General features: G+C 65.6%; 9 protein-coding genes. 4 read left to right on the top strand and 5 right to left on the bottom strand.

Annotated elements, in window-relative coordinates:
- Positions 1-328: 328 nt before the first annotated feature.
- Genes DZC52_RS06270 through DZC52_RS06255 form a run of 5 tightly spaced genes read right to left on the bottom strand, consistent with a single transcriptional unit; the run spans position 329 to position 4,443 of the window.
- Positions 329-1,189, bottom strand: a complete 861-nt coding sequence (locus tag DZC52_RS06270; protein WP_116650277.1) for a cytochrome c oxidase subunit 3 — start codon at positions 1,187-1,189, stop codon at positions 329-331.
- A 58-nt stretch (positions 1,190-1,247) separates the two neighbouring features.
- Positions 1,248-1,376, bottom strand: coding sequence for a hypothetical protein (locus tag DZC52_RS15840; RefSeq protein WP_281268746.1), 129 nt, complete (start codon positions 1,374-1,376; stop codon positions 1,248-1,250).
- 13 nt (positions 1,377-1,389) lie between these two features.
- Complete coding sequence (gene ctaD, locus DZC52_RS06265; RefSeq protein ID WP_116650276.1) at positions 1,390-3,018, bottom strand: cytochrome c oxidase subunit I; 1,629 nt, start codon at positions 3,016-3,018, stop codon at positions 1,390-1,392.
- Between the two features lie 29 nt (positions 3,019-3,047).
- A complete protein-coding gene (gene coxB / locus DZC52_RS06260) occupies positions 3,048-3,929 on the bottom strand; it encodes a cytochrome c oxidase subunit II (RefSeq protein WP_116650275.1) in 882 nt (293 codons plus the stop codon).
- A gap of 7 nt (positions 3,930-3,936) precedes the next feature.
- Positions 3,937-4,443, bottom strand: a complete 507-nt coding sequence (locus tag DZC52_RS06255) for a DUF2244 domain-containing protein (protein WP_181918812.1) — start codon at positions 4,441-4,443, stop codon at positions 3,937-3,939.
- A gap of 191 nt (positions 4,444-4,634) precedes the next feature.
- On the opposite strand from DZC52_RS06255, the gene putA reads away from it, so the two are divergent.
- The 4 genes from putA (at position 4,635) to DZC52_RS06235 (ending at position 11,000) form a co-directional block, all read left to right on the top strand.
- Positions 4,635-7,790: a bifunctional proline dehydrogenase/L-glutamate gamma-semialdehyde dehydrogenase PutA gene (gene putA, locus DZC52_RS06250; protein ID WP_116650273.1), complete on the top strand. Its 3,156-nt coding sequence runs from the start codon at positions 4,635-4,637 to the stop codon at positions 7,788-7,790.
- Positions 7,791-7,852: 62 nt separating this feature from the next.
- Positions 7,853-9,397 carry an ExeA family protein gene (locus tag DZC52_RS06245; RefSeq protein WP_116650272.1) on the top strand — a complete coding sequence of 515 codons (1,545 nt, stop codon included), beginning with the start codon at positions 7,853-7,855 and terminating at the stop codon, positions 9,395-9,397.
- Positions 9,398-9,399: 2 nt separating this feature from the next.
- Entirely contained in the window at positions 9,400-10,305 is a 906-nt protein-coding gene (locus DZC52_RS06240; RefSeq protein ID WP_181918811.1) for a general secretion pathway protein GspB, read from the top strand.
- On the top strand, positions 10,302-11,000 hold the full coding sequence (locus DZC52_RS06235) for a rhomboid family intramembrane serine protease (RefSeq protein ID WP_116650270.1): 699 nt from the start codon (positions 10,302-10,304) through the stop codon (positions 10,998-11,000). Before DZC52_RS06240 ends, DZC52_RS06235 begins: the two co-directional genes overlap by 4 nt.
- The last annotated feature ends 1 nt before the right edge of the window (position 11,001 follow it).

Below are 11,001 nucleotides of genomic sequence, written 5' to 3'. Positions count from 1 at the left end.
TCGAGGATCGGATTACCGATCACCTATGAGGATGGGCGGTTACACAGAAATCGGGACAGGCTCAAAGAAAAAGAAACTTGAGGAGCGATTGGTTGTGCAGAGGTGAATGAGGCGTGGTCAGGTATAGATGCCCTTCATTCAATGTCAGGAGGAGCCAGCCAGCTAAAGAACCGGCAATAGCTCTGCCGACCAACTCCAAAGCCACTCTTTTGTTTTGTCTTCTCTGTGTTTATCTGTGTTCATCTGTGGACATAATATTTTTTGGTTTTGTAATACGAAAATGCCGGCGCAAGGCCGGCATTCTCTTTGCTGAATTGTCGCCGCTTCGTCAGAGGACGTAAACGAAGACGAACAGGCCCAGCCAGACGACGTCGACGAAGTGCCAGTACCAGGCCACCGCTTCCCAGCCGAAGTGGTTCTTCTTGGAGAAGTGACCCGCCATGCAGCGCAGGGTGATGACGATCAGCATGATCGTGCCCAGGGTCACGTGCAGGCCGTGGAAGCCGGTCAGCATGAAAAAGGTCGATCCGTAGATTCCCGAGCCCAGCGTCAGGCCGAGATCCTGGTAGGCGTGCACGTACTCGGTCGCCTGGAAGTAGAGGAAGAGCACGCCGAGTGCCACGGTCGCGAGCATCCAGGCGATCAGCGCACCACGCTTGCCTTGCTTCAGCGCCCAGTGCGCCAGGGTGATGGTCAGACCGGAAGTCAGCAGGATCAGCGTGTTGAACAGCGGCAGGCCGAAAGCCGGGATGGTTTCGAAGCCCCCGCCGAGCTGGCCCGGTCCGGCGGTCGGCCAGGCGGAGTCGAACTCGGGGAACAGGAGCTCATTGGTCATCGCGCCCGTGCCTTCGCCGCCCAGCCAGGGCACGGCGAACATGCGGGCATAGAACAGGGCGCCGAAGAAGGCCGCGAAGAACATGACTTCCGAGAAGATGAACCAGATCATCCCCTGGCGGAAAGAGCCGTCGACTGCCTCGTTGTACAGGCCCTTCTGGGATTCACGGATGACATCGGAAAACCAGCCGAAGATCATCACCAGGACGATCGCGGATCCGGCGAGGGTGAACCAGGGCCCGAAGGCCGCCTGGTTGAGCCAGCTGGCCGCGCCGATCATCATCACGAACAGGCCGATCGAGCCGACGATGGGCCATTTGGCCGTGTGGGGTACGTAGTAGTGTCCTTGTGCCATGGTTGTTCCCTGATTCAGTTTCTTTTGTGGCTGGCCCGTGCGCCAGCTCCGTCGTTGCTCAGGCTGCGTTGAGCACGCCCTTCATGATGAAGCCCAGATAGATGAGCAGCACCACCCCGGCAAGGACGAGCGCCGTGCGGATGGCACGGCGCCGTCGAGCCCTGTGTTGCTCATTGCTGTCGCCCAAGGTCCGGCTCTCCTCAAACGAGCCGATCGGCATGGGTGGTCACGCTGTCGTCGACCTTCGGCGGCGTGTCGAAGGTGTGCAGCGGCGCAGGAGAGGGTACCGTCCACTCCAGGCCGCGCGCGCCTTCCCAGACCTGTCCGGTGGCGCGTTCGCCGCCGCGGGCTGCCTGCCACACGATGTAGACGAAGATCAGCTGAGCGAGACCGAAGACGAAGCCGCCGATCGACGAGATCATGTTGAACTCGGCGAACTGCACGGCGTAGTCGGGTATGCGGCGCGGCATGCCAGCCAGGCCCAGGTAGTGCTGGGGGAAGAACAGCACGTTGACCGAGATTGCTGAAATCCAGAAGTGGATCTTGCCGAGCTTCTCGTTGTACATGTAGCCGGTCCACTTCGGCAGCCAGTAGTAGACGCCGGCCATGATGGCGAAGACCGCCCCGGTCACCAGCACGTAATGGAAGTGGGCCACCACGAAGTAGGTGTCGTGGTACTGGAAGTCGGCCGGAACGATGGCCAGCATCAGGCCCGAGAAGCCGCCGATGGTGAACAGCACGATGAATGCCAGGGCGAACAGCATGGGTGTTTCGAAGGTCATCGACCCCCGCCACATGGTGGAGACCCAGTTGAACACCTTCACGCCGGTCGGCACCGCAATGACCATCGTGGCGTACATGAAGAAGATGTTGCCGCCCAGCGGCATGCCGACGGTGAACATGTGGTGCGCCCAGACGATGAACGACAGGAAGGCGATCGACGCCGTCGCATAAACCATCGACGTGTAGCCGAACAGGGGCTTGCGCGAGAAGGTCGGCAGGATCTCCGAGACGATGCCGAAGGCCGGCAGAATCATGATGTAGACCTCGGGATGCCCGAAGAACCAGAAGATGTGCTGGTACATCACCGGATCCCCGCCGCCGGCGGCGTTGAAGAAGCTGGTGTCGAAGAAGCGGTCGGTCAGCAGCATCGTTACCGCGCCCGCAAGAACCGGCATGACGGCGATCAGCAGGAAGCCGGTGATCAGCCAGGTCCACACGAACAGCGGCATGCGAAGCAAGGTCATGCCCGGAGCGCGCATGTTGAGGATCGTGACGATGATGTTGATCGCGCCCATGATCGACGAGACGCCCATCAGGTGGATGGCGAAGATCACGAAGGCGATGTTGGTGCCGCCCTGCAGCGACAGGGGCGGGTAGAGCGTCCAGCCCGAGGCCGGGCCGCCGCTGCCGATGCCGAACAGGCCCAGCACCAGCGGCATGAGCAGGATGGTGAAGGCGAACGGGAGGATCCAGAACGACCAGTTGTTCATGCGCGGCAGGGCCATGTCCGGGGCGCCGATCATCAGCGGCACCATCCAGTTGGCCAGGCCGACGAAAGCCGGCATCACCGCGCCGAAGATCATCACCAGCGCGTGCATGGTGGTCATCTGGTTGAAGAACTCCGGGTTGACCATCTGCAACCCGGGCACGAACAGCTCGGCCCGGATGACCATGGCCATCGCGCCGCCGAGCAGGAACATCACCAGCGAGAAGACCAGGTAGAGGGTGCCGATTTCCTTGTGGTTGGTGGTGAACAGCCAGCGCGCCAGGCCGGTCGGATGATCGGCGTGATGTTCGTCCTGGTTCAGTGTGGTTTCATGACTCATGACTTGATTTCCTCGCTCCTGTTCTCTCTTCAGCCCTGCTCGGCGTTGGCGGCGAGCTCATCGGCCGCCGAGACCTGCTGCACGTCCGCCGGCTCGTCGGCGTTGTCGGCCGCCTGCTGCGAACTGCGGCTTTCGATCCACTGGCGGTATTCCTCGGGAGACACGGCTTCCACCACGATCGGCATGAAACCGTGGTCCTTGCCGCAGAGTTCGGCGCACTGGCCGCGGTAGACGCCTTCTTCCTCGATCAGCGTCCAGGCCTCGTTGACCATGCCCGGAATCGCGTCGCGTTTCCAGCCGAGGTCCGGCACCCACCAGGAGTGGATCACGTCGCCGGAAGTCAGCAGGAAACGAATCTTGGTGTTGGTGGGCAGCACCAGGCGGTTGTCCACCTCGAGAAGGTAGTTCTCGACGGTGCGCACATCGACGCCGGAGCCGATCTGGCGGGCCCGGTTGCTCTCGCGGTCGAGGGTCGAATAGATGCTGACGCCGTCTTCGAGATACTCGTACTGCCACAGCCACTGGTAACCGGTGACCTTGATGTTGATGTCGGCACCACCGGTGTCTTCCATGTCGATCAGCACGCGGGTGGCCGGGATGGCCATGATCACCAGGATCAGGACCGGGATGGCCGTCCAGGTGATCTCTGCGGCCGTGGAGTGGCTGAACTTGGCCGGCTCGTGATCCTTGGATTTCCGATGCACGACGATCGACGTGAACATGGCCGTGAAGACCAGCACGCCGATCACGGTGACCACGGCCAGAATGACGTTGTGCAGCTGGTAGACGTCCTTGCTGAAGGGGGTGACGCCACCGGGCATGTTGTCGCCCACGGCGAACAGCCCCCAAGTGACCACGATGATGACCGCCATCACTGCCAGGGCCACGATCAGTTCGTTCGTTCTCTTCATCCTCGACTCACCTGTAATTGCTTGCTTCACCCCGGGCATCGAACGGCCGGAGGCTCTCCTTGAGGGCGTCAGCCAGGGCCAGCTTCTCGCCGACCGGCAGGAAGTCGCCGATCACCTGGCGCCGACCATGGCAGGTCACCTTGACCTGGCGTTCACCCATCCGTTGCTCCTCGACCTCTATCCGTACCCAGGCGGAGGGCCACTCGGTGCGCGTCCTCTGCCGTACGTCGAAATGATCGATTGTGAGCTTGTCGCGGTCGATCACCATCCGCTCTCGCGCCCAGTTGCCCCGCCAGGCCAGCCGCATGCACCAGCCGACCACGACCAGGTGCAGGACCGCGGCCACCATGATCGGCCAGAAGCCCAGCAGAAGCGGACCGAGCGCAACGAGAAGCGTGACTGCGCTCAAACCGAGAAACACGGCAGCCAGCCGATCGAGCGACATGGACAGATTCGAACGCGCCTCGATCACTCGGGTCTGGCGCGGTTCCGAACTGTGCCGGGTGTCGATCACGGGCCGATAACCGTGTTTCTTGATTAACGCTGCATATTCTAGCCCATGCGGCATCGACGTGGCAGGGGAAATTGCGATCGGTCAAGAATTCCACGGCCCGGATGTGCTGGCGTGAAGGCCGCGGGTGCCAGCGGGCAGCCGCCTTCGGTTACACTTGGCGGACGCCTTCAAACCCGCATTTAGAGGCCCCGATGACACAAGTTTCCCACCCCTTCGTGACCGCAGAACCGATCGCCCTCGACGACCGCCTCAAGGCGCTCGACGACGCCTGGCAGATGGACGAGGCGGAGCACGTGCGTTTTCTGCTGGAGCAGGTGCGACTCGATACCGGACAGCGGGAGAACATTCGCGACAACGCGCTCGACCTGGTCAAACGCGTGCGCGAGCGAAGTCGCGATGCGGGCGTCATGGAAGCCTTCATGCGCGAGTACGACCTGTCCTCGGAGGAGGGCGTGATCCTGATGTGCCTGGCCGAGGCGCTGCTGCGCATTCCCGACAACGACACCGCAGAGATGCTCATCTCGGACAAGCTCTCGGATGCCGACTGGGAATCGCATCTCGGCAAGAGCTCTTCGGTGTTCGTCAACGCCGGCACCTGGGGTCTGATGCTCACCGGGCGCCTGGTCAGCGTCAAGGGCTCGGAGAAGCGAAGCATCGGCACGGTGCTGTCGAAGATCGCCAACAAGTCCGGCGAGCCGGTGGTGCGCACCGCGATTCGACAGGCGATGCGGATCATGGGGCATCAGTACGTCATGGGCCGGACCATCGAGGAGGCCATGGAGCGGTCGAAGAAGAAGGCCAACCGCCGCTTCCGCTATTCCTTCGACATGCTCGGCGAGGCGGCCCTGACCGCCGCCGACGCGCGCCGCTACTTCGACTCCTACGCCGATGCCATCGACGCCATCGGCCGGGTCACCGAAGGCGACAACGTTTTCGCGCTGCCGAGCATCTCGGTCAAGCTTTCTGCTCTTCACCCGCGCTACGAGCACGCCCAGCACCACCGGGTCATGGAAGAACTCGTGCCGCGGCTCCTGGAGCTCGCGCGCCGCGCGCGCAAGGCCGGCATCGCGCTGACCGTCGACGCCGAGGAGGCCGATCGCCTGACGCCGTCCTTCGACGTCTTCGCCGCCGTGCTCGCCGACCCCGAACTGGAAGGCTGGGACGGCCTTGGCCTCGCCCTGCAGGCTTACCAGAAGCGGGCCTGGGCGGCCATCGACTGGCTGGCCGAGCAGGCGCGCAAGACCGGGCACCGCATTCCCATCCGGCTGGTCAAGGGCGCCTACTGGGACACCGAAATCAAGATCGCCCAGATCGAGGGCGTCGAGGGCTATCCGGTGTTCACCCGCAAGGCCAACACCGACCTTTCCTATATCGCCTGTGCCGACAAGCTGCTGTCGCTGCCGGATTGCTTCTATCCGCAGTTCGCAACGCACAACGCGCACACTATCGCGACCATTGCGGAACTGGCCGGCGGCAACACCGAGTATGAGTACCAGCGCCTGCACGGCATGGGCCAGCAGCTCTACGAGGAAGTGCTCGAAGGCGACCGCTTCAACGGCCAGTGCCGGGTGTACGCGCCGGTCGGCAACCACAAGGACCTGCTGCCCTACCTGGTGCGCCGCCTGCTCGAGAACGGGGCCAATACCTCTTTCGTCAATCGCATCGTCGACGAGAAGCTGCCGGTCGAGAAGGTGGTCGACGACCCGATCGCCGAAGTGCAGTCGCACTCGAGCATCTCGCACCCGCGCATTCCGCTGCCGGTCGACATCTACGGGCGGGAACGGCGCAACAGTCACGGCATCAACATGGGCCGCGATTCGGAACTGGCCGAACTCAAGCAGGGCATGGAGCGTGCCGTCCAGAACGACTGGAGCGCGGCGCCGACCGGCAAGTCCGCGCGGGCCGGTGAGCAGGGCACCGTCTTCTCGCCCGTCGACACCGGCGTGGCGGTCGGCAAGGTGACCTGGACCGATCCCGAATCGGTTTCCGATGCCGTGAGTGCGGCGATTGCGGCGCAGAAGGACTGGGACGGTCGCGGCGCGGCCGAGCGCGCCGACATTCTCGATCGCATCGGCGATCTCTACGAGACGCACTGCGAGGAATTGATGGCCATCTGCGCCCGGGAAGGCGGCAAGTCGCTGCTCGACGGCATTGCCGAAGTGCGCGAAGCGGTCGACTTCTGCCGCTATTACGCCATGCAGGCCCGCAACGAGATGGCCGAACCGGTCGAACTGCCGGGGCCGACCGGCGAGTCCAACACCCTTCGCATGCACGGCAAGGGCGTGTTCGTGTGCATCAGCCCCTGGAACTTCCCCCTGGCCATCTTCACCGGCCAGATCGTGGCCGCGCTGGTCACCGGCAACGCCGTGCTGGCCAAGCCCGCCGAGCAGACGCCCCTGATCGCCGCCCGGGCGGTGAGTCTGATGCAAGAGGCCGGCGTGCCCGAGGACGTCATCCAGTGCCTGCCCGGCGACGGCAAGGTGGGCGCGGCGCTCACCGGCGATCCGCGCATCGCCGGCGTGGCCTTCACCGGCTCCACCGAGACGGCGCGGATCATCAATCGCAGCCTGGCCGAGCGCGAAGGCCCGCTGGCCACCCTGATCGCCGAGACCGGCGGCCAGAACGCCATGGTCGTCGACTCCTCCGCGCTGCCCGAGCAGGTTGTCAAGGACGTGATCCACTCGGCCTTTCTCAGCGCCGGCCAGCGCTGCTCGGCGCTGCGCGTGCTCTACGTCCAGGCCGACGTTGCCGACCGCATGCTCGAGATGCTCGCCGGCGCCATGGAAGAGATTGCCGTGGGCGACCCGGGCCTGCTCGAGACCGACATCGGGCCGGTCATCGACGCCGACCAGCTGAAGATGCTCCAGGACCATGCCGAGCGCATGGACCGTGAAGCGAAGCTGATCGCCAGGACCCCGCTGCGCGAAGATCTGCCCAAGGGGCACTGGTTCGCGCCGCGCGCCTACGAGATCGACGGCATCGACCGGCTCGAGCGCGAGATATTCGGACCGATCCTGCACGTGGTGCGCTACAAGTCGAGCGAACTCGATGCCGTCATCGACAAGATCAACGGCACCGGCTACGGCCTGACCCTGGGCGTGCACAGCCGCATCGACCGCGTCTATCGCCATATCGCCCATCGGGCCTGCGTGGGCAACGCCTACGTCAACCGCAACATGACCGGGGCGGTCGTGGGCGTCCAGCCCTTCGGCGGCGAGGGTCTGTCGGGAACCGGACCGAAAGCCGGCGGCCCGCATTACCTGTATCGTTTCGTGACCGAGCGGACGCTGACCAATAACACGGCCGCGATCGGCGGCAACGCTTCGCTGATGGCGTTGTCGGACTGACAGGGCCCGGAGTCAGGATCGGAAGGCGGATTGAACAAGCAGACTGACGGAATCGCGAGCTGATGTACGAGCCGTTCTATGGATTGAGCGAGCGTCCGTTCTCGATCACGCCCAACCCGCGCTTCGTCTACCTGAGCCAGCGCCACCGCGATGCGCTGGCCCACCTGCTGTACGGCGTGGGGCAGGGCGGCAGCGGCGGCTTCGTCCAGCTCACCGGCGAGGTCGGTACCGGCAAGACCACCCTGTGCCGCGTGGTGCTCGAGCAGGTGCCCGAAAACACGCGCATCGCGCTGATCCTCAATCCCATGCTCTCGCCGGCGGAGCTGCTGCGCGCCGTTTGCCACGAACTCGAGATCTCCATCGAGGGTACCGACGGCAGCCTCCAGCAGCTCCAGGAACGGCTCAACACGTATCTTCTCGAGCGCCATGCCGAAGGCGAGCGGGTCGTGCTGATCATCGACGAAGCCCAGAACATGAGCCGCGAAGGGCTCGAGCAGATCCGGCTGCTGACCAACCTGGAAACCGCCACCGACAAGCTGCTGCAGATCATCCTCATCGGCCAGCCGGAACTGCGCGAGGTGCTCTCGAGGCCCGAACTGCGTCAGCTCGCCCAGCGCATCACCGCGCGCTATCACCTCGACCCCCTCAACGAGGACGAAACCGAGGCCTACATCCGCCATCGGCTGCAGATCGCCGGCGCCGAGCGCTGTCCCTTTACCGACGACGGCCTGCGCGCGATCTATCTGAGCTCCGAAGGCGTGCCGCGCCTGGTCAACATCATCGCCGACCGGGCGCTGATGGCCGGCTACGCACGCGAGGAAGAGCGCATCGGCGCCGGCCTGGTGCGGGCGGCGGCGCGCGAAGTCGCCGGTGAAGAGCAGGAACAGGACGGCGGCTGGCTGCGCGGCGTGATCGCCGCGCTCGCCCTGCTCGTCGTGCTGGCCGGCGGCGGCGCGCTGTCCTGGCTGATGCTGCAGCCGCGGGAATCCGCACCGCAGGGCGGCAACCCGGCCTGGGAAGCCATGCTCGAGGACGCCGGCGCGCAAGCGGCCTGGGTTGAAATGGCCGCGCTGTGGCCGGGAATGGACGCCGCAGAAGTCGACCGCGCCTGCCGCGGCGAGATCGTCGAGGGCCTGGCCTGCCTGCAGCTGCGCGGCAACTGGTCTTTCGTGCGCGAAATCGACCTGCCGGTCATCCTGCGTCTGGCCGATCCCGCCGATACCTACGTCCTGCTGGCGGGGTTGAGCGAGGGCGACGCGCTGCTGCGCCACGGCGGTCAGGACTGGCGGGTGCCGCGATCGCAGCTCGACCGGCGCTGGCGGGGCGACCTGCTGGTTGCCTGGCCGGACACGGGTGTCGTGCTCAAGCGCGGCGACTCCGGTGCCCTGGTCGAGCGCATGAAGCGACTGGCCGCCGAGTCGACGCCCCAGCCGTGGACCGGCGGCGTCGACGCCACTTATGATGAACCGTTCCGCGACTGGGTGGTGGCCTTCCAGCGCCGGCACGGGCTCAACGAGGACGGGGTCATCGGGCCCGCCACGCGCCTGTTCCTGCGCGCGCCGCACGGCGACGCCCCGATCCTGCTGACCGAAAACGACGGAGCCTGAACGTGTCTTTCATTCTCGACGCCCTGCGCAAGTCCGACGCACGCCGCCAGCAGTCCGGTGCACCGGGGATCAACTCGCCCGAGCCGCCGCGTCCGCCGGGCAAGCGGCGCCGTCGCAAGCTGTCCTGGCTCGCCGCCGTCCTGGTCCTGGTCGTTGCGGTCTCCGCCGCGGTGTATGTGGTGCGGCCGGAATGGCTGCCGCAGCGCCTCGTCGGCGCACCGGCCGACAGTGCAGCCGGCGGCGAGAGCGCCACTGCCGAGCGACCCGCCCCGTCCGAAGACGGTGCCGCGGCCCGGGACAGGCGAGCGGTGCCGACCCCGCCATCCGAGTCGGACGCCGGGCCCAGGGCGCAAAAGGATGCCGAGCCCGAGCAGGACGAGGCAGACGACAGCCTGCCGGATCGTCGCCGGCCGATTCCCGCCGACCCCGATCGCGTCGTTCGCCGCACTCGGGCCGAGCGCGAATCCGCCCCCGTGCCCGCCGAAGAGGCGGCCGAAGAACTGGAGCGTCGCATTGCCGCCGAGGAGGCGCGCCGGAGCCGCGAGGCCGCAGCCGAACAGGCGCGGCGCTCGAGCCAGCCGCCTTCGGATCCTGCCCGCCCACGTCCCGATCGCGCCCCCGAGGCCGAAATCGAAGCTCAGTCTCCCGGCGAGGTCGAGCCGCTGAACGAGGGCGTGCCGGAGTACCTCCGGGCCTGGGAGCTGCCCCTGTCGGTTCGGCGCAACCTGCCCGAGCTAAACCTGAGCATCCACGTGTTCTCCCCCAACGAGGCGGAGCGCTTCGTCCTGATCAACGGCGAGCGCTACGTCCCGGGGGATGCCATCGGTGAGGTGAACATCGTCGACATCAGCCGCGACGGCGCCATCGTCGACTTCCGTTCGCACCGCTTCCTGCTCGAGCCGCGATGATCGACTCCGGCGGGATGCGCCGGCGCCGGCTGGCCTGGCCCTGGGTGCTGACCGTCTTCAGCCTGATCATGCTCGTCACCTGGGTGTATGCGGAGTGGCGCCTGGGCGACGGGGCGGGCGAATGGATCCGCAGCTGGGGGTTCGTGCCGGCCCGGGTGCTCGCCGCCCTGGATCACCTGCCGGGGAGCTGGAACAGCCGCGACCTGCTCGCCGTGCTCACATCGCTTTTCGTGCATGGTGACTGGCTGCATCTGGCCGGCAACCTCGCCTATCTGTGGGTGTTCGGCACGACCGTCGAGCGCGCCCTGGGCCATGCGGGGCTGGCGCTGAGCTTCCTCGTCCTGGGTGCCCTGGCCAACCTGATCCTGGCCTGGCAACTGGGGACCACGCAGACGCCGGTGATCGGTGCCAGCGGCGGCGTTTCGGCGCTGATCGGGATCTACCTGGGACTCTTCCCGGTCAGCCGGATGGGCCTTTGGCTGCCGCTCGGGCTGTACCTGCAGTTCGCCCGCGTCCCGGCCATCCTGGTGATCGGATCATGGTTCACGCTGCAGCTGATCTACACGGTTTTCGGCGGCCAGGACGGCGCGGTGGCCTGGTGGGCGCACATCGCGGGCTTCGTGGCCGGCGTCGTCGTGGCCATCCTGCTGCGTCCCTTCCCGGGCCTGGTCGATCTCACGCTCCAGGATGATTGAC

Source organism: Wenzhouxiangella sediminis (assembly GCF_003410055.1).
GTDB lineage: Bacteria > Pseudomonadota > Gammaproteobacteria > Xanthomonadales > Wenzhouxiangellaceae > Wenzhouxiangella > Wenzhouxiangella sediminis.
This window is presented reverse-complemented; position numbering and strand designations above follow the sequence as displayed.

Excerpts from the sequence above, each read along its gene's own strand:
- DZC52_RS06245 (WP_116650272.1), top strand. The coding sequence starts at position 7,853 with ATGTACGAGCCGTTCTATGGATTGAGCGAGCGTCCGTTCTCGATCACG.
- putA (WP_116650273.1), top strand. The coding sequence starts at position 4,635 with ATGACACAAGTTTCCCACCCCTTCGTGACCGCAGAACCGATCGCCCTC.
- DZC52_RS06235 (WP_116650270.1), top strand. The coding sequence starts at position 10,302 with ATGATCGACTCCGGCGGGATGCGCCGGCGCCGGCTGGCCTGGCCCTGG.
- DZC52_RS06270 (WP_116650277.1), bottom strand. The coding sequence starts at position 1,189 with ATGGCACAAGGACACTACTACGTACCCCACACGGCCAAATGGCCCATC.
- ctaD (WP_116650276.1), bottom strand. The coding sequence starts at position 3,018 with ATGAGTCATGAAACCACACTGAACCAGGACGAACATCACGCCGATCAT.
- coxB (WP_116650275.1), bottom strand. The coding sequence starts at position 3,929 with ATGAAGAGAACGAACGAACTGATCGTGGCCCTGGCAGTGATGGCGGTC.